Source organism: Mangrovicoccus sp. HB161399, from assembly GCF_013184745.1.
Classification (GTDB): domain Bacteria; phylum Pseudomonadota; class Alphaproteobacteria; order Rhodobacterales; family Rhodobacteraceae; genus Mangrovicoccus.
On the sequence record NZ_JAATVU010000048.1, the window covers coordinates 1 to 17,790 of the forward strand.

General features: G+C 63.6%; 17 protein-coding genes. 7 read left to right on the forward strand and 10 right to left on the reverse strand.

Annotation, left to right across the window (positions count from 1 at the left end; all coding sequences use genetic code 11):
- A partial coding sequence (locus HCC78_RS33250; RefSeq protein WP_216671257.1) for a hypothetical protein occupies window positions 1-234 on the forward strand: 234 nt, incomplete at its 5' end.
- Window positions 235-507: 273 nt separating this feature from the next.
- On the opposite strand, the gene HCC78_RS21870 is transcribed toward HCC78_RS33250, so the two are convergent.
- From HCC78_RS21870 to HCC78_RS21910, 9 genes are all read right to left on the reverse strand, one after another.
- Window positions 508-894: a response regulator gene (locus HCC78_RS21870; RefSeq protein WP_172330922.1), complete on the reverse strand. Its 387-nt coding sequence runs from the start codon at window positions 892-894 to the stop codon at window positions 508-510.
- A 16-nt stretch (window positions 895-910) separates the two neighbouring features.
- Window positions 911-1,750, reverse strand: coding sequence for a protein-glutamate O-methyltransferase CheR (locus HCC78_RS21875; RefSeq protein WP_172330923.1), 840 nt, complete (start codon window positions 1,748-1,750; stop codon window positions 911-913).
- A gap of 1 nt (window position 1,751) precedes the next feature.
- Window positions 1,752-2,219: a chemotaxis protein CheW gene (locus HCC78_RS21880; RefSeq protein WP_172330924.1), complete on the reverse strand. Its 468-nt coding sequence runs from the start codon at window positions 2,217-2,219 to the stop codon at window positions 1,752-1,754.
- A 1-nt stretch (window position 2,220) separates the two neighbouring features.
- The gene (locus HCC78_RS21885; protein ID WP_172330925.1) at window positions 2,221-4,398 is read right to left on the reverse strand and encodes a chemotaxis protein CheA; all 2,178 of its coding nucleotides are present in this window, start codon (window positions 4,396-4,398) and stop codon (window positions 2,221-2,223) included.
- A gap of 14 nt (window positions 4,399-4,412) precedes the next feature.
- Window positions 4,413-4,778 carry a response regulator gene (locus HCC78_RS21890; RefSeq protein ID WP_172330926.1) on the reverse strand — a complete coding sequence of 122 codons (366 nt, stop codon included), beginning with the start codon at window positions 4,776-4,778 and terminating at the stop codon, window positions 4,413-4,415.
- Window positions 4,775-5,056 (reverse strand): STAS domain-containing protein, encoded by a 282-nt coding sequence (locus HCC78_RS21895; protein WP_172330927.1) that lies wholly within the window; start codon window positions 5,054-5,056, stop codon window positions 4,775-4,777. Before HCC78_RS21895 ends, HCC78_RS21890 begins: the two co-directional genes overlap by 4 nt.
- Window positions 5,057-5,166: 110 nt before the next feature.
- Window positions 5,167-6,108: a glucokinase gene (locus HCC78_RS21900; protein ID WP_371743896.1), complete on the reverse strand. Its 942-nt coding sequence runs from the start codon at window positions 6,106-6,108 to the stop codon at window positions 5,167-5,169.
- A complete protein-coding gene (locus tag HCC78_RS21905) occupies window positions 6,105-7,439 on the reverse strand; it encodes a GH1 family beta-glucosidase (protein WP_172330928.1) in 1,335 nt (444 codons plus the stop codon). The genes HCC78_RS21900 and HCC78_RS21905 overlap by 4 nt, the downstream gene beginning before the upstream one ends.
- Window positions 7,436-8,476 (reverse strand): LacI family DNA-binding transcriptional regulator, encoded by a 1,041-nt coding sequence (locus HCC78_RS21910; RefSeq protein WP_216671258.1) that lies wholly within the window; start codon window positions 8,474-8,476, stop codon window positions 7,436-7,438. The genes HCC78_RS21905 and HCC78_RS21910 overlap by 4 nt, the downstream gene beginning before the upstream one ends.
- 235 nt (window positions 8,477-8,711) lie before the next feature.
- Between HCC78_RS21910 and HCC78_RS21915 the strand changes: the two genes are divergently transcribed.
- From HCC78_RS21915 to guaB, 6 genes are all read left to right on the forward strand, one after another.
- Entirely contained in the window at window positions 8,712-10,061 is a 1,350-nt protein-coding gene (locus HCC78_RS21915) for an ABC transporter substrate-binding protein (protein ID WP_172330929.1), read from the forward strand.
- A gap of 62 nt (window positions 10,062-10,123) precedes the next feature.
- Window positions 10,124-11,116: a carbohydrate ABC transporter permease gene (locus tag HCC78_RS21920; protein WP_172330930.1), complete on the forward strand. Its 993-nt coding sequence runs from the start codon at window positions 10,124-10,126 to the stop codon at window positions 11,114-11,116.
- Window positions 11,116-12,246 (forward strand): carbohydrate ABC transporter permease, encoded by a 1,131-nt coding sequence (locus HCC78_RS21925; protein ID WP_172330931.1) that lies wholly within the window; start codon window positions 11,116-11,118, stop codon window positions 12,244-12,246. Before HCC78_RS21920 ends, HCC78_RS21925 begins: the two co-directional genes overlap by 1 nt.
- Before the next feature lie 18 nt (window positions 12,247-12,264).
- A complete protein-coding gene (locus tag HCC78_RS21930; RefSeq protein WP_172330932.1) occupies window positions 12,265-13,914 on the forward strand; it encodes an alpha-amylase family glycosyl hydrolase in 1,650 nt (549 codons plus the stop codon).
- A 23-nt stretch (window positions 13,915-13,937) separates the two neighbouring features.
- A complete protein-coding gene (locus HCC78_RS21935) occupies window positions 13,938-15,032 on the forward strand; it encodes an ABC transporter ATP-binding protein (protein ID WP_172330933.1) in 1,095 nt (364 codons plus the stop codon).
- 140 nt (window positions 15,033-15,172) lie between these two features.
- Complete coding sequence (guaB, locus tag HCC78_RS21940; protein WP_172330934.1) at window positions 15,173-16,624, forward strand: IMP dehydrogenase; 1,452 nt, start codon at window positions 15,173-15,175, stop codon at window positions 16,622-16,624.
- 57 nt (window positions 16,625-16,681) lie between these two features.
- Here guaB and HCC78_RS21945 read toward each other — a convergent pair whose 3' ends face one another.
- Window positions 16,682-17,665 carry a LysR family transcriptional regulator gene (locus tag HCC78_RS21945; protein ID WP_172330935.1) on the reverse strand — a complete coding sequence of 328 codons (984 nt, stop codon included), beginning with the start codon at window positions 17,663-17,665 and terminating at the stop codon, window positions 16,682-16,684.
- Window positions 17,666-17,790: the final 125 nt, after the last annotated feature.

Genomic DNA, 17,790 nt, shown 5'->3' on the forward strand with positions numbered 1-17,790 from the left:
CAGGGAAGCAGTCCGCGGCGGCCCCATGGCCGGGACGGGAGAGTGCGCAGCCTGAAAATAGACACCGGTGACAACAACCTTGAAAACCACCGGATGCTGCATTTGCGCAACAAGGCGGTCTCAAGGCTTAAGAAAAACATATTCCATCAAAAGAATTCAATTTCTGTATTTTTGTCCCCTGCATGTGTTCCCAATGAAAGCCCGCCAATCAAGTCTCTGATCTCGACCAAGTGAATATTTCTTTCCATTGTCTTAAAAAAGAAAATTGGGTCTCCTTTGGAATTTTTCTCAATAACCTTCATTACATTCGACAGTGCTAACAAATGTTGACTCATCCTATCAAGACTTTGCAATTCGAGAATCAGTTCGTGATCTTTTGAGCTGATTTTGAGGAGGGAATCAGACAATGAATCTTGAAGGTGCAAGCAGGTCTTGCCCAGATCTTCTAGCATAAGAGAAATCGATGCCGATAGAGCATCAGAGCGTGTTGTCGTTTTCATCGTTCGGCTACAATCTACCAACTACAGCCTCAATACAATTCTTCAATTCCAAAGGCTGAAATGGCTTTTTTATGAAATTGTTCATCCCAAGTTTTTTGCCGTTTTCGATGATCTGCCTTTCGGCCCTCCCGGTAATGAGAATGAATCCAATTCCTCGCGTTTTAGCGTCGGTTCGAAGAGAATGCAAAAGTTGAAGCCCGTCCATGCCCGGCATGTTGAAGTCGGAGATAATCAAGTGAACTGGAGACTTGGATATGATTTTCAACGCCGTGGGTCCATCCGGAGCATGTGAAACAGATTTAATCCCAAAACTTTCGAGCGCTTGAACAAGCAAACCTCTCGACGTAGACATGTCATCCACAACCATGACTCTTAACTGATCTCTAAGTGCCATTTTGAAAACCTTCTCCTCAACTTAATTTCCTGTAAGTCGTTATTCCATTAGGGCGCAGACAGAATCTTCCCGAATCTTGAATTCTTTCCGAGTGCCCAATGAACAGCCAGCCTCCGGAGTTCAGCTTTTCCTGGAATTTGCTCCACAGCTTGTTTTGGGTGGCTTCGTCGAAGTATATTACTACATTTCGACAAAAAATTACGTCAAACCTAGACTTCATCGGCCAATCTGAAAGGAGATTCAAGCGACGAAACAGAACGCGACGTTTTATTTTATCGGATATCTTAATGCTGCCATCTGGTTCGATTGAGAAATATTCATTTCTAATATCCTTTGCAATTCCTTTTGTCTGAGCCTCCGAGTACTTTCCCTTCTCGGCGAAATCAAGGACATTTGGGTCAATATCCGTGGCCAAGAACTTGATGTCATATTTTTCGAACTCGCGAAAGTTTTCCGCTAGTGTTATCAAGAGCGAGTAAATCTCTTGACCTGTCGAACAACCTGCAGACCATACGCGATACTTTTCGCCAGCCGTGACTTTTTCTCTTATCTCGGGAATTACCTTATCTCTGAAGGCATTGAAATGGTGCTCTTCTCGGAAAAAATGACTAACGTTGGTAGTTAGTGCCGACAGGAAGTTAATTAGTTCAGTGTCGGACTTTTCTGACGTCAGTAGAGAGAGATATTCATCCAAGCTGTTTAGCCCCAGTGCGCGAACTCTCTTTGTCAGCCTTGCCGATATCATGGAAGATTTGCTCTCTACGAGCACCAACCCAGCCTCTCTGTATGCGATCGTTGAAACCAGCTTGAATTGTGCTTGGGAAAGAGTGCTTTGGCTGGTCAAAAACTCGCTCATCTTATGCTGCCATACCCTCTCTGTTCGGCATTACTGCTTCCAAGTTGAGCACTCGGATCATTCGACCTTCATATATGGTCAATGCCCGTATAAAAGTATGTGAAACATCCGCTGCTAGCTCGGGCGGCACCTGCATGTCATCTTGCGGGATCGAAAGTATGTCAGAGACAGCGTTCACCAATAGCCCCAAAGTCTGGCCGTCGACATGTACAACTATGATGACATTTCTTGAACTATCCTCCCCGGAAGGCAGCCCCAACCTGGAAGCCAAATCGACTATCGGAAGTACCGTTCCCCGAAGGTTTATGACCCCACGCACAAAGCTGGGCGCATGGGGTAACGGGGTCGCTTTAGTCCAGCCTCGTATCTCTCTGACCGACATTATGTCAACCGAGTATTCCTGTTCTCCCACGCGGAAGGACAGGAGTTCAATTTCACCGCCATCGGTTTTCGCTTCGTCTTCGCTCATTTCAACCAGCTTCCATGATTAGCGTATTTCTGGGACAGGTTCGGCCACTTGCATTGGCCGTAATGTCAATTGGATCCAAGATTAGCGCGATTTGGCCGTCGCCGAGGATGGTGGCGGCTGCGACGCCAGGCACATGTCCATAACTGTCTTGAAGTCCCTTGATAACGACTTGGCGCTGATCATGAATGGAGTCGACGACCAAGGCCGCCCGGCTGCCATCCTCATGGGCAATCAGCAAAATGATGCCGCCGCAGTAGTCTTTCAGTGGTTCGCGATAGCCGAGTTCCGTTCCCAGGTCGAGAAGCGGGACGAATTCGCCCCTTATTTGGACGACGTTTGTTTCAGGACCCAATTTCCGGATGTCACCTTCGGAAAGGGTCAAGGTTTCCACGATGGCATTGAGGGGGACAACCAATGTTTCGCCGGCAACATGCACAACCATGCCGTCGAGGACCGCCAGTGTGAGCGGCAGGCTAATAGAAAATGTCGTGCCGACTCCTTTTTCGGAATTTATGGTAATCCGTCCGCCGAGTCCTTGAATGGAACTCTTCACGACATCCATGCCCACACCGCGCCCGGAAAGGCTGGAGACTTCGGCCGCGGTTGAAAATCCCGGGAGGAACAGGAGGTTGTCAATTTCAGAATCGGTGAGATTGCTGTCTTCCGGGATCAGGCCCTTCTGTATGGCAACCTTTAGGACCCGCTCCCTGTTAATGCCGCCGCCATCGTCGCCGACTTCGATGACGACACGGCCCGATCGGTGTCCGGCGGACAAGGTGACCAAACCTTCCGCGGGTTTGCCCGCTGCGAGCCTGTCCTCGGTCTTTTCCAGCCCGTGGTCGACCGCGTTTCGGATCATGTGGGTCAGGGGGTCCGCAAGGCGCTCGATGACGGTCTTGTCGACTTCGGTCGCGTCGCCATCGGTTTTCAGGCGGACGGTCTTGCCGATCGCTGCCGAAGACTCCCGGACGATGCGGGACATGCGCTGGAACAGGGATTTGACGGGCTGGGCCCTGATCATCATCACGCTGTCCTGGATGTCCCGGGTCAGCTGCATGAACTCTTCGAGGCCGTTGACAACCGGAGAGTTCGGCGGCAGCCCGGCCTCGGTGACGCTCTGGGAGAGCATCGCCTGGTTGATGACCAGTTCGCCGACGAGGTTCACCAGCCGGTCGATGCGTTCGAGATCGACACGCACGGTGGCATTGGCGGCGGCAGGAGCGCTGGCGGCGCCGCCGGTTTTCGGCGCTGCCTTTACGGGAACATTACGCTCGCTGCGCTGAGCCGGAGTGGCTTCGGCAGCATTCTCGTTCCCGTCGCTAAAAGCCGGTGGCGCATCCTGGCCGTCACCGTCATCCGGAGGATCGTCATCTGCATTGAGTGCGGAGAAGTCGGGCATCGTGGGCGGGGAACTCTCCGCTCCGTCGGCTTCGGCGATGGAAAGCTCGCAGAGGCCTTCGACGAATTCGAAGACTTCTTCGACCTCCGGGAGCGACGCATCGGTCTGCAGCTGGATGGTCCATCCCAGATGTGCTGCTTTCGGGTTGAGTTCGTCCAGATCGGGAACATCCGCGATGGCGATCTCGGTCTGCATCTGGCCGAGTTGCGACAGCGCGCGCAGCACGAAAAGCGGCTCGTTGCCGAGGGCATAGAGCTTCTCGTCTGGCTTGAACGTGATCTGGAAGCCGGAGGGTTCCGGCTCTGCGGCGGGCAGGTCGGGCAATCCGAGATCCATCGCCAGGCCCATCGGCTGGAATTCTTCCGCGCTGATCTCCTCCTCTTCCTCGCCGGCAATGGCCTGGAGGCTCGCGAGGGTCTTCTCGATGATCTCCTGGTCGACGGGCGCGTCGTCGCGGGCGGCCTTCACCAGGTCCGAAAGGATGTCGCCGCAGGAGAAGAACAGCAGGATCGCTTCCTGGTCCGGATGGTAGTTGCCGGACCGGACCTCGTCGAGGACGGTCTCGAAGCTGTGCGCGAACTTGACGAGATCGTCGAGGCCGAAAGCACCGGCGCCGCCCTTGATGGAATGGACGGCCCTGAACACGGAGTTGATCGTGTCCGAGTTGGCGCTGCCATCCTCCATCGCCTGGAGGCCTTCCTGGGCGGCCTCGAGAAGCTCGTCGCACTCGATGAAGAAGGAGGCCCGGATTTCGGCCATCGGATCGTTGGATTCGGACATGCGCGGGACTCCTCCTAACCGGCTACCATGTGGAGCGCGCGCACGAGCTTGGTTGGATCGAACGGCTTGACGATCCAGCCGGTGGCGCCGGCCTCGCGGGCGCGCTGCTTCAGTTCGGCCGCGCTCTCGGTGGTGAGAACGAGGATCGGCACGCCGTTGTGCCGTTCCTGCTGGCGCACCGCATCGATGAAGCCGAAGCCGTCCATCCTGGGCATGTTGATGTCGGTGATGATGGCGTCGGGCGACAGGCCTTCCAGCACTTCCAGCCCGTGCACCCCGTCTTCGGCGAGATGGGTCTCGAAGCCGGCGCCTGTCAGGGCCAGGCGGAGCATGTCCCGCATGGTGCGGCTGTCGTCAACGGCCAGGACGGTCAGGGTCATTGCACGGCTCCCGGTTTGCTGAAATGGTCCTTGTCTAGGCCGAGCATTTCGAGATGCTCGGAGAATTTCGCCGAAGGCGAGGCGACGCTCAGCGAATGGCCGTCGCGGTCCCAGGATTTCCAGGCAGACAGCAGCAGCTGCAGCCCGGCGGCACCGAGATGCTTGACCTGCGAGCCGTCCAGCGCGACGTCCTCGCCGCGCGCCTCCTTGATTTCGGCATAGAGCGCCTCGACGCCGGCGTAATCCATGCGCGCGGGAAGAACGAGTTCCCGCGTCATCTGCCTGCTCCCGACGAACTGATCCTGGCTAAACGCAACCTGGGCCTCCCTCGATCCATTACGGGATCAGGAGTAGGGCGCGATGCCTTAAGATCAGATTAGCGGCTGGCCTATGCGGCGTCCTGGCGGGCGTAGATCGCGCAGCCGTCCAGCGCGGCATAGTCGTCGGTCATCGCAAAGACCGGAAACTGCGCGAGAAATTCCGAGAACCTGCCCTTGTCGCACAGCGCGGCATCGAAGCCGTGCACGTCGAAGAACGGCTCCAGCGCACGCGCCATGCCGCCGATGAACACGATTCCGCCGAAGGGCAGGTGGGTCAGTGCCAGATCGCCCGCGACCCTGCCGAGCGTGCCGACCATCAGCGCCAGGAACCGCGCCTCGGGACTGCCGGGCGCCTCTGCGGCGCGGGTCACGATCTCGCCCGGATCGGCCGGGGCGCTGCCGGTCAGCAGCTGGTAGCTCATCGGGAAGCCGCGGCCCGACAGCAGGTCCTCGACCGAGGCGAAGCCGTGATGGCGCCGCAGTTCCTGCGCCAGGCGCGCGCCGTCCTCGTTCCAGACCGGCAGGGTCACGTGGCCGCATTCGGAGGGCGTGACCAGCAGCCCGCCGGGGCGGCGGTAGACCGGCGCGGCGTTGAATCCGGTGCCGACGCCGATCACCAGCCGGGTTTCCTCCGGGTCGGGCACCTTGCCGGCGCAGCGCTCGAGCAGCGGCGCCACCGGCACCATGTCGAGCGCGTAGCCCTGGGCGGAAAGGTCGTTCAGCACCAGCCCCTTGGCGGCGCCCGCGACGCGGCACAGCTCGTCCTCGGAAACGATCCAGTCGCGGTTGGTCAGCCGGCCGATGCCGTGGCGCACCGGACCCGCCACGGCAACGCAGACGCAGTCCGGAGCGGCAAGCCTCTGTTCGGCGATATAGCTTGCGAGCACGTCGCCGAGCGAGGCGAATTCGGCATTGCGGTAGCGCGAGACCCGGGAGCGGTCCACGGCGCCGCCCTCCGACAGGCCCACCCTGGTATTGGTGCCGCCGACATCCGCCACGATAGTAGTCACAGGTCCGATCCTCGCAGAAACGCTTTCACTGCGTGATAGGAGTGTTTCGGCGTCCTGGCCAGTGTGTCAAAATCCACATGCACCAGGCCGAAGCGCTTTTCGTAGCCCAGAGACCACTCGTAATTGTCGAGCAGCGACCACAGGAAATAGCCCTTGAGCGGGATCCCGTCGGCGATGGCCCGGGCCGCCACGGCCAGATGGTCGCGCAGATAGGCGATGCGCTGCGGATCGGGCACTTCGCCCCCGGCCGGCACGTCGTGCCCGGCCATGCCGTTCTCGGTGACGTAGACGGGCAGGCCGGGGCAGTATTCCGTCACCAGCCGGAGCATGGCGCCCAGCGACTCCGGCCGGATCTCCCAGCCCATCGCGGTCTTTTCCAGCGGTCCCTCGACCAGGCGGATGTTCGGCCAGGCGCCCTCGGCCCATTGCGCGCGGTTGCAGGTGTAGAAATTCGCGCCGATCCAGTCGATCGGCGTGCGGATCACCGCGAAATCGTCCTGCCATCCCGCAGGCAGATGCGGCCCCAGCCCCTCCATGACGCGTTCGGGATACGCGCCGCGGAACAGGCCGGAGAGGAAGAACCGGTTGTAGATCGCTGCCTGCCGCTCGGCGGCAAGATGGTCGGCGGGCGCGTCGCTGGCGGGAATCGAGTCCTCGAAATTGCAGACCGCCCCCAGATTGCCCATGCCTTCGGCGCGCATGGCATTGATCGCGGTGCCATGGGCCAGCAGCACGTGGTGCATGGCGCGCGCGGTGGCGCGGATGTCGCGCAGGCCCGGCGCCTGGGCGCCCTCGAAATGCGACAGCCAGGACACGCACCAAGGCTCGTTCACCGGCGCCGCCGACCACAGGCGGTCGCCGTAGCGCCGCGCCACGAGCTGCGCGAAATCGCCGAACCAGGCGGCAATGTCCCGGTTGCGCCAGCCGCCCAGATCCGCCAGCGCCGACGGCAGTTCCCAGTGGTAGAGCGTCACCGCCGGCTTCAGCCCGTTCTCCAGCATGCAGTCGATCAGCCGGTCGTAGAAATCCAGCCCTTCGGGATTGGGCGTGCCGCGGCCCTCGGGCAGGATCCGAGCCCACGAGGTGGAGAACCGGTAGGCGTCCAGCCCCATTCCCGCCGCCAGCCCGAGATCCCCGGGGAAGCGGTGGTAATGGTCGCAGGCGACGCGCCCGTCCTCCTGGCGCACGACATTGCCCGGGGTGGCGGCGAAGCTGTCCCAATGGGTGGGACCCGCGCCGCCGAAACCGTGGCCCTCGATCTGGTAGGACGAGGTCGCCGCGCCGAAGAGGAAATCCTCGGGAAAGGCGGAACGGGGAAGGGGATCGCTCATGCAGGCGCCTCCGCTGCGGCCGGGCCGGTGGAGGCACCGATCACCAGCTCGGGTTGCAGGACCAGCCCGCGCGGCGGCCGGTCGGGATTCTCGATCTGGTCGATCACGATGTCGGCCAGCAGCTGTCCGGCCTCGCGCACCGGCGACCGGGTTGCCGTCAGCCGCGGCGGAAGGCCGTTCGGCACGAAGGACAGCACGTCGTCATGGGTGACGATGGAGACATCCGCGGGCACGGACAGCCCGGCCTCCAGAACGGCGCGGTGGACGCCGATCGCGACCAGCATGGAGCCGGTCAGGAAGGCGGTCGGCCGGGCAGGCTGGGCGCAGAGCCGCCGCGCCGCACGGTAGCCGTATTCCTCCGTCATCTCGTCGTTGAGCATCCACAGCCGGTTCGGAACCAGCCCGTGCTCCTCCATCACCGACAGGAATCCCGCCTCGCGCAGGCGGGCGAAGTTGAGCCCGGCGGGCCCGTTGAGGAAGGCGATGCGGGCATGGCCCAGCTTCGCGAGATGGCGGGTGGCCTGCTCCAGCGCGGCGCGGTTGTCCATCTCGACATAGTTGTAGCCGTCGCGGCGGCTGCCGAGCAGCCCGTGCACGCCGTAGACGAGGTCCAGCTCCGCCAGGGCGCGGGCGCGTTCGTCGTCCTCGCGCGGCGAATGCAGCACCACCGCGTCGACCATGCGCTGGCGGGTCAGCCAGCGGTAGTGCTCCGCCTCGTGTCCCGGCTCGGCGAAGGACAGGTGCACGCCGTAGCCGCGGCGGGTGTAGACCGCGCCTGCGCCCGCGAGGAAATCCGCGAAGATCGGGTTCACCATGTCGGAATGGCCCGAGATCGGCAGGACATGGCCCACCGCCATGGCGCGGCCGGTCGCAAGGCTGCGGGCGCGGGGATTCGGCATGTAGGCATGGCGCTGCGCAGCCTCGATGACACGGTTGCGCGTTGCCTCGCTGACCTCCGGATAGCCGTTCAGGGCCCGGCTGACCGTCGTCTGCGACAGCCCCAGGAGCAGCGACAGCTGCTTGAGGGATATGCTCATGTCCGCGTCTCTCCTCCCAAAGAGCGCAAGTCCCGGCCCGGCGGCTCCACCTCTCCGAGTCCATTTCTTCGGAAGGTAAAAAAAATGCCCGCATCCCGCAAGCGCGGTTTGACATGCCGGGCGACTCGTCTAAGTGTTGCATCAGCCAAGGCGTTTTGAAAAGCCTTTGGAAAATCGCGGCGCGGGGAGCGGAGAGGATCGCAGCTGCGGAAAACCGACTTGGGAGGGTCGCCATATGACACGCTTTCTCGGCAGCAGCGCGCTTGCGCTGGTGTGCCTGACGTCCTTTGCCAATGCGCAGGATCTCGTCTTCCCGCCGGGCGAAGGCGCGTTTCACTGGGATGCCTACGAAGACCTGAAATCCACCGATCTGAGCGGGCAGGTGATCACCGTCGCCGGGCCCTGGCTGTCGCAGGAACGGGACTATTTCGAATCCGTCGTGGCGTATTTCGAGGCGGCCACCGGCGCGGATGTCCAGTACAACGGCTCCGACAGCTTCGAGCAGCAGATCGTCATCGACACCGCCGCGGGCTCGCCGCCCGACATCGCCATCTTCCCGCAGCCGGGCCTGGCCGCGGATCTGGCCGCCAAGGGCTTCCTCGTGCCGCTGCCGCAGGAGACAGCCGACTGGGTGGCCGGCAACTATGCCGCCGGGCAGAGCTGGGTCGATCTCGCGACCTTCCCCGGCAAGGACGGCACCGAGTCGCTCTACGGCATCTTCTACCGCGTCGACCTGAAGTCGCTGGTCTGGTACGTGCCCGAGAATTTCGAGGATCTGGGCCTGGAGATCCCCGAGACCATGGAAGACCTCAAGGCAATGACCCAGGAGATCGTCGACGAGGGCGAAACGCCCTGGTGCATCGGGCTCGGCTCGGGCGGCGCGACCGGCTGGCCCGCGACCGACTGGGTCGAGGACCTCATGCTGCGGATGTACCCGCCGGAGGTCTACGACGAATGGGTCACCAACGAGATGAAGTTCGACGATCCGCGCGTCATCGACGTGATCGACGAATTCGGCTGGTTCGCGCGCAACGACGATTTCGTCGCTGGGGGCACCGGCGCGGTGGCCTCGACCGATTTCCGCGACAGCCCCAAGGGTCTCTTCTCCGTGCCGCCGCAATGCTACCTGCACCGCCAGGCGTCGTTCATCCCGTCCTTCTTCCCCGAAGGCACGGTGGTCGGCGAGGATGCCGATTTCTTTTACTTCCCGTCCTACGCCGACAAGGATCTGGGCAACCCGGTGCTCGGCGCGGGCACGCTGGTCTCGATGACCAAGGACACCCCCGGCGCTCGCGCCTTCGTCGAGTTCATCCAGAATCCGATCTCGCATGAAATCTGGATGGCGCAGCGCGCCTTCATCTCGGCGCATCTGGGCACGAATTCCGATCTCTACGGCGATCCGACGATGAAGAAGATGGCCGAGATCCTGCGCGGCGCGGACACGTTCCGCTTCGACGGGTCGGACATCATGCCCGCCGCGATCGGCGCCGGCGTGTTCTGGACCGGCATGGTCGACTATGTCGGCGGCGCCTCCGCCGGGGACGTCGCCTCGTCGATCCAGGCCACCTGGGACGGCATCAAGTAATCCAGTCCCGGCTCCGGAGATGATCCGGGGCCGCCCCCTGCCACCGGAGCGGAGCGCCTGCCATGGGCCAGATCCTGTATGCCGCCGCGACCATCGTCGTTGGCGTGTTCCTGTGCGTCGCCTATTTCTGGGGCTCGAACGCGGTGCTCGACCGCATCTTCCCGATGAAGGGGCCGCAGGCCGCGGCGAATGTCCGGAAGGCCAACGCGATCCGGCCCTGGCTCTTCCTCGGTCCCTCGATCCTCGTGCTTGCGCTCTACCTGGTCTACCCGGTCTTCAACTCGATCTGGCTGTCGCTCCACGGCAGCGGCGGGCAGGAATTCGTCGGGCTCGACAACTATGTCTGGCTCTTCGGCGACGCGAAATTCCTCGAAAGCGTGCGCAACAACCTGCTCTGGCTGGTATTCGTGCCGTCGATGGCGACCTTCTTCGGGCTGGTGGCCGCCGCGCTGACCGACCGGATCAAATGGGGCAACTTCGCGAAGTCGCTGATCTTCATGCCCATGGCGATCAGCTTCGTCGGCGCCGCCGTGATCTGGAAATTCGTCTATGACTACCGCGGCGCGGACCAGGAGCAGATCGGCCTGCTGAACGCCATCGTCGTCGGGCTTGGCGGCGATCCGGTGGCCTGGATCACCGTGCCCTTCTGGAACAACTTCTTCCTGATGGTCATCCTCGTCTGGATCCAGACCGGCTTTGCCATGGTGATCCTCTCGGCGGCCCTGCGCGGCATCCCCGAGGAGACGATCGAGGCGGCGATCCTCGACGGCGCCTCGCCGCTGCAGATCTTCTGGCGCATCAAGATCCCGCAGATCTGGGGCACGATCGCGGTGGTCTGGACCACGATCACCATCCTCGTGCTGAAGATCTTCGACATCGTCTTCGCCATGACCAACGGCCAGTGGGGCAGCCAGGTGCTGGCCAACATGATGTATGACTGGTCCTTCCGCGCGGGCGATTTCGGCCGCGGCTCGGCCATCGCCGTGATCCTGATGCTGGCCGTCACGCCGATCATGGTCTGGAACATCCGAAACGCGCGCAAGGAGGGCAACTGATGGAAGGCCATGCCGGGCAGAAGGCCTCGCTCACCTGGGCCGTGCACATCGCCGTCGCCGTTCTGGTGGTCCTCTGGACCGTGCCGACCTTCGGCCTGCTGGTCTCGTCGTTCCGCGACAAGGACCAGCTGGCCGTCTCCGGCTGGTGGACCGCGCTCAGCGCCTCCGAACAGACCGTCGCCGCCCGCACCGACAGCCCCGACGCGCAGGCGCAGGAGGGCGGCCTCTGGGTGATCCGCGGCAATGTCTTCGAAAGCGGCAAGGGCAAGGTCGCCTCCTGGGGCACGTCCTCGCGCGAGCCCGCCGCCTACGGGCCGGGCGACACCGCCGATCTGGGCGACGGCGAAACCCTGGCCGTCGAGGAGGACGGCAGCTACCTGCTGAGCGCGCAGTCCGAGATGTCCGGCAGCCGCGGCCAGCGGATCTACGTCCAGTCGCTGGTGCCGCCGCGCTTCACCACCGAGAACTACGGCACCGTGATCGGCGCCGAGGGCATCGGCCGCGCCTTCCTGAACACCTTCACCGTCACCATTCCGGCGACCGTGATCCCGATCCTCGTGGCCGCCTTCGCCGCCTATGCGCTGGCCTGGATGCGCTTCCCCGGACGGGCGCTGCTGATTGCCTGCGTGGTCGGGCTGCTGGTGGTGCCGCTTCAACTTTCCTTGATCCCGCTGCTGCGCTTCCACAACGCGATCGGCCTGGGAAAGGGCTATTTCGGCATCTGGCTGGCCCATACCGGCTTCGGCCTGCCGCTGGCGATCTACCTGCTGCGGAACTACATGGTCGGCTTGCCCAAGGACATCATCGAGGGGGCGCGGGTGGACGGCGCCACCGACTTCCAGATCTTCCGCAAGATCGTGCTTCCATTGAGTTTTCCGGCGCTGGCGAGCTTCGCGATCTTCCAGTTCCTCTGGACCTGGAACGACCTTCTCGTTGCCAAGGTCTTCCTCGGAACCTCCGACAGCCAGCTGGTCATGACCGGCCGGATCGTCGAGCTGCTGGGGTCGCGCGGCGGGAACTGGGAAATCCTGACAGCCGCGGCATTCCTGTCGATTGCGGTTCCATTGGTGGTCTTCTTCGCCATGCAGAAATATCTCGTCCGTGGGCTGCTTGCCGGCTCGGTGAAGTAACGAAGACAGGAGACCACAGTGACAGGCAACACACTCCCGGTGGCCACGGGCCTCAGCATCGACAAGGATTGGTGGCGCGGCGCGGTGATCTACCAGATCTATCCGCGCAGCTTCCAGGACAGCAACGGCGACGGGGTGGGCGACCTCCTGGGCATCGCCGAGCGGATGCCGCATATCGCGTCGCTCGGGGTGGACGCGATCTGGATCTCGCCCTTCTTCACCTCGCCGATGAAGGATTTCGGCTATGACGTGTCGAACTACTGCGATGTCGACCCGCTCTTCGGAACGCTCGCAGATTTCGACTGGCTGGTGGAGCGTGCGCATGAACAGGGCGTGAAGGTCATCATCGACCTCGTGCTCAGCCATACCTCGGATCTGCATCCCTGGTTCGTCGAGAGCCGTTCCAGCCGCACCAACCCGCATGCCGACTGGTACGTCTGGGCCGATCCCAAGCCCGACGGCACGCCGCCCAACAACTGGCTGTCGATCTTCGGCGGGCCGGGCTGGCAATGGGATGCGCGCCGCTGCCAGTACTACATGCACAATTTCCTGACCTCGCAGCCGGACCTGAACCTGCACAATCCGGATGTGCAGCAGGCGCTGCTCGACGTGGCGCAGTTCTGGCTGGACCGCGGGGTCGACGGCTTCCGCCTCGACACGATCAATTTCTACTTCCACGACAAGGAGCTGCGCAACAACCCGGCGCTGCCGTCGGAAGAGCGCAACGACTCCATCGCGCCCGCGGTGAACCCCTACAACCACCAGAACCACATCTACGACAAGAACCGCCCCGAGAACCTGGACTTCCTGGCGCGGCTGCGCGCGCTGCTCGACACCTATCCGGCGGCGACCATCGTCGGCGAGGTCGGCGATGCGCAGCGCGGGATGGAGATCCTCGGCGAGTACACCAAGGGCAACGACCGCGCCCACATGTGCTATGCCTTCGAGTTCCTGGCCAACGACTTTCCGGACGCCGCCCGCGTCGCGGACGTCATGGACCTGGTCGACCGCGTGGCCGCCCAGGGCTGGGCCTGCTGGGCCTTCTCCAACCATGACGTGGTGCGCCACACGACCCGCTGGGGGCTCGACCATGCCGCCTCGCGCGCCTATGCGCTGCTGCTGATGTGCCTGCGCGGCTCGGTCTGCATCTACCAGGGCGAGGAGCTGGGCCTGCCCGAGGCCGACGTGCCCTTCGAGGCGCTGCAGGATCCCTACGGCATCGAGTTCTGGCCGGAATTCAAGGGCCGCGACGGCTGCCGCACGCCGTTCCCCTGGGACGGCAAGCTGCAGAATGCCGGCTTCTCGCCGGTGCTGCCCTGGCTGCCGGTGCCCTACGAGCACCATGGCTACGCGGTGGCGGAGCAGGAGCTCGATCCCGGCGCGCTGCTGCACCATTACCGCCGCGTGATCCAGCTGCGCCATGACCATCCGGCGCTGCGCAACGGCCGGCAGAGCCCGGTCAGGGCCGAGGGCCATGTGATCCAGTTCGAGCGTGAACAGAACGAGGAACGCCTGTTCCTGGCCTTCAACCTCTCGGAGGAACCGGTGGACATCAAGGTGCCGCGCGGCGAGTGGCAGGCGCTGGGACAGGACGTGAACGGGGCCATTCCGCTTGACGGGTGGCTGCATCTGGGGCCCTGGCAGCCCTGCATCCTCGCGGCCGTCTGAGCAGCGAGAGGGAGGAGACGTCGATGGCCGATCTGAAGCTGGCCGATGTGGCAAAGGCCTATGGCGCGGTCGAGGTGCTGCGCAACATCAACCTTGAGATCGCCGCGGGCGAGCTGATCGTCTTCGTCGGTCCCTCGGGCTGCGGGAAGTCCACGCTCCTGCGGATGATCGCCGGGCTGGAACAGATCACCGGCGGCACGCTGGAGATCGGCGGCCAGGTCATGAACGACGTCCCTCCCGCGCAGCGCGGGATCGCCATGGTGTTCCAGAGCTACGCGCTCTATCCGCACATGACCGTGCGGGACAACATGAGCTTCTCTCTGCAACTGGCTGGAAAGTCGAAGGAAGAAATCAACCGTGCCGTCGACGAGGCGGCGCGGAAACTGCAATTGACCGACTATCTCGACCGCCTGCCCAAGGCGCTGTCCGGCGGCCAGCGCCAGCGCGTCGCGATCGGCCGCGCCATCGTGCGCGATCCGAAGGTGTATCTATTCGACGAACCGCTCTCCAATCTCGACGCGGCGCTGCGCGTCGCCACGCGGATCGAGATCGCCCAGCTCAAGGCCTCGATGCCCGGCAGCACGATGATCTACGTCACCCACGACCAGGTGGAGGCGATGACGCTCGCCGACCGGATCGTCGTTCTCGCGGGCGGCGGCATCGCCCAGGTCGGCGCGCCGCTGGAACTCTACGAACGCCCGGCCAACACCTTCGTGGCGCAGTTCATCGGCTCGCCCGCGATGAACCTCTTCGAGGCGGAGATCTCGGCCACGGGACCCGAGACCCGGTTGCGGCTTGAAACCGGCACGGAGATTGCCGCTGCCGTGCCCTCGCCGGAAAGCCTTGCAGGCGCCAAGGTGCAGTTCGGCATACGTCCGGAGGATCTGGTGATCGCCGAGAACGGCGCCATGCCCTTCATCGAGTTCCGCACCGACATCGTCGAGAAGCTCGGCGACACGACCGTGCTCTACAGCCGCGATCCATCGCAGAATGACGGGCAGATGATCGCCAAGCAGCCGGGGATCGTGAATGCGGAACCGGGCAGCGTGCTGCAGATGACCGCCTCGCCGCAGAAGATCCATGTCTTCCACAAGGGCACGTCCCTGCTCTATCTCTGAGCCCGCGCCGATCGGGGGCGGTTGCGATCCGCAACCGCCGTTCACGGAGATGTTTCTTGCAAACGGGCGATTATCAGGTTGCCCCGGTCCCGGGTCCATGCAAGAGGGACGTGCCAAACGCAAGCTCCAGGAGACCGAGCATGGAGATTCGTGAGGCACTGACCTTCGACGATGTTCTGCTGCAACCCGCCGCCAGTTCGGTGCTGCCTTCCGAGGCAGACACCACCACCTACGTGACGAAGTCGATCCGGCTCAACGTGCCGCTTCTGAGCTCCGCCATGGACACCGTGACCGAGGGACGGATGGCCATCGCCATGGCCCAGACCGGCGGCATGGGCGTCATTCACCGCAACCTGTCCATCCAGGAGCAGGCCGACGAGGTCCGCCGGGTGAAGCGCTTCGAGAGCGGCGTCGTCTACAACCCCGTCACCCTGTCGCCGGACCAGACCCTGGCGGATGCCAACGCGCTGTGCGAGCGCTACAAGGTCACCGGTTTCCCGGTCGTCGACGCGGAAGGCCGCGTGGTCGGGATCGTCACCAACCGCGACATGCGCTTCGCCGAGGATGCGCGCACGCCGGTCAAGGCGATGATGACCGCCGACAACCTGGCCATGCTGCGCGAACCGGCAGATCTGGAGACCGCCAAGAGCCTGATGAAGGCGCGGCGCATCGAGAAGCTGCTGGTGGTCGATGCCAACGGCAAGCTCACCGGCCTGCTGACGCTGAAGGACACCGAGAAGGCAGTGCTGAACCCGCATGCCTGCAAGGACGAGCTCGGCCGCCTGCGCGTCGCCGCGGCGACCACTGTCGGCGATGCGGGCTACGAGCGCGCCGCGGCGCTGATCGATGCCGGCGTCGACATGGTGGTGGTCGACACCGCGCATGGCCATTCCCGGGCCGTCGGCGAGGTGGTGCAGCGCATCAAGGGCCTGTCGAATTCGGTGCAGGTCGTGGCGGGCAACGTGGCCACCGGCGACGCGACGAAGGCGCTGATCGATGCGGGCGCGGACGCGATCAAGGTCGGGATCGGCCCGGGCTCGATCTGCACCACGCGGATCGTGGCGGGCGTCGGCGTTCCGCAGCTGACCGCGATCATGGACTGCGCCAATGCGGCCGCGGCCTCCGGCACGCCGATCATCGCCGATGGCGGCATCAAGTTTTCGGGCGATTTCGCCAAGGCAATCGCGGCAGGCGCGAACTGCGCCATGGTCGGCAGCATGATCGCGGGCACCGACGAGAGCCCGGGCGAGGTCATCCTCTACCAGGGCCGCAGCTTCAAGTCCTACCGTGGCATGGGCTCGCTGGGCGCGATGGCGCGCGGCTCGGCCGACCGCTACTTCCAGAAGGACGCGGCCTCGGACAAGCTGGTGCCGGAAGGCATCGAGGGGCAGGTGCCCTACAAGGGCTCGGCCGGTGCGGTGATCCACCAGCTGGTCGGCGGCCTGCGCGCGGCGATGGGCTATACCGGCTCCGCCAATATCGAGGAGATGCGCAAGAACTGCACCTTCGTGCGGATCACCGGGGCAGGGCTCAAGGAAAGCCATGTCCATGACGTGCAGATCACCCGCGAGAGCCCGAACTACTCGGCCTGATCCGTCCGTCCGGATTCCACCGATTCAAGCGCGCGCTTATGGAAAATAAGCGCGCGCTTATGCTTTGGGACGGTTGCCGGGCAGGTTGGAGATCTTGCGCCCGATCAGCGCGAAGACCCGCTCCGCCGCCGCCGACAGGTCGCGGTCCCGCCGCCGGATCAGCGAATAGGGCGCGACCGACATGTCCGAGTCGATGTCGAGAATGGCGATGTTGCCGCCCAGCGACTGGCTTTCCGCGAAGAACCGCGCCACCGCGCGGGCGACCGGCGCGATGGCGTTGGTTTCCGAGATCAGCGCCAGCGTGAGCAGCAGGGAGGCCGTGCCGAGGATCCGGTCGGGCAGGGACAGCCCGCGTTCCAGCAGGTACTGCTCCACCGTCTGGCGCTGCATGCCGCCGGGCGGCTGCATCACCCAGTCGAAGGCCAGGCAATCCTCCAGCGTCGCGGGCCCGGAGCGGGTCAGCGGGTGGTGGCGCCGCACGATCAGCGCGACTGGCTCGGGGCCGATCAGCTGCATCTCCACCAACCGGCTGTCGATGTTCTCGTGCAGCCGCCCGATGTAGAAATCTAGCCCGCGCACCGACAGCCCCTCGGCCAGCTTGTCCGAGGTGTCGACCTGCACCGAGATGCGGATCTCGGGGAAGGTGACGCGCAGCTCCCGGATGGCCGGCAGCACCAGTTCCAGCGCCGGACCGGTCACCGCGCCGATGCGCACCTCGCCCTGCGCGCCGCGGGCCAGATCCTGCATCTCGACATGGGCGTCGTCGAGCTGGCTCAGCACGGCTCGGGCGCGCCCGGCCAGCCGCTCCCCGGCCTCGGTCAGCGTCACGCCGCGGGCATGGCGGTCATAGAGCCGTGCCTCCGAGAGGCGCTCCAGCTCGGCCATCAGCCGCGAGGCGGCGGGCTGGGTGATCGCCAGCTGAGAGGCCGCGGCAGAGACCTGGCCGGTCTCCTTCAGCGCCACCAGCAGCCGCAGCTGAGAGAAGCGCAGGCCGCGCCGGATGAAATCGTCCCGCGTTCCGGTGCGTTCGCCCTGATCCATTGCGATATATCCCTTCCGGTATATCCGTGGGCCGATTTCTGATTTGAATGTGATGTCAACGCAACCTTAAACAATGCGGGCCGGATGCATCAGGAGTGCCGTCCGGCGGGACAGAGACGCCCGCA

Bases quoted from the DNA above. Each gene is read 5' to 3' on its own strand.
- HCC78_RS21870 (WP_172330922.1), bottom strand. From the start codon at position 894: ATGGCACTTAGAGATCAGTTAAGAGTCATGGTTGTGGATGACATGTCT.
- HCC78_RS21875 (WP_172330923.1), bottom strand. From the start codon at position 1,750: ATGAGCGAGTTTTTGACCAGCCAAAGCACTCTTTCCCAAGCACAATTC.
- HCC78_RS21880 (WP_172330924.1), bottom strand. From the start codon at position 2,219: ATGAGCGAAGACGAAGCGAAAACCGATGGCGGTGAAATTGAACTCCTG.
- HCC78_RS21885 (WP_172330925.1), bottom strand. From the start codon at position 4,398: ATGTCCGAATCCAACGATCCGATGGCCGAAATCCGGGCCTCCTTCTTC.
- HCC78_RS21890 (WP_172330926.1), bottom strand. From the start codon at position 4,778: ATGACCCTGACCGTCCTGGCCGTTGACGACAGCCGCACCATGCGGGAC.
- HCC78_RS21895 (WP_172330927.1), bottom strand. From the start codon at position 5,056: ATGACGCGGGAACTCGTTCTTCCCGCGCGCATGGATTACGCCGGCGTC.
- HCC78_RS21905 (WP_172330928.1), bottom strand. From the start codon at position 7,439: ATGAGCGATCCCCTTCCCCGTTCCGCCTTTCCCGAGGATTTCCTCTTC.
- HCC78_RS21910 (WP_216671258.1), bottom strand. From the start codon at position 8,476: ATGAGCATATCCCTCAAGCAGCTGTCGCTGCTCCTGGGGCTGTCGCAG.
- HCC78_RS21915 (WP_172330929.1), top strand. From the start codon at position 8,712: ATGACACGCTTTCTCGGCAGCAGCGCGCTTGCGCTGGTGTGCCTGACG.
- HCC78_RS21920 (WP_172330930.1), top strand. From the start codon at position 10,124: ATGGGCCAGATCCTGTATGCCGCCGCGACCATCGTCGTTGGCGTGTTC.
- HCC78_RS21925 (WP_172330931.1), top strand. From the start codon at position 11,116: ATGGAAGGCCATGCCGGGCAGAAGGCCTCGCTCACCTGGGCCGTGCAC.
- HCC78_RS21935 (WP_172330933.1), top strand. From the start codon at position 13,938: ATGGCCGATCTGAAGCTGGCCGATGTGGCAAAGGCCTATGGCGCGGTC.
- guaB (WP_172330934.1), top strand. From the start codon at position 15,173: ATGGAGATTCGTGAGGCACTGACCTTCGACGATGTTCTGCTGCAACCC.
- HCC78_RS21945 (WP_172330935.1), bottom strand. From the start codon at position 17,665: ATGGATCAGGGCGAACGCACCGGAACGCGGGACGATTTCATCCGGCGC.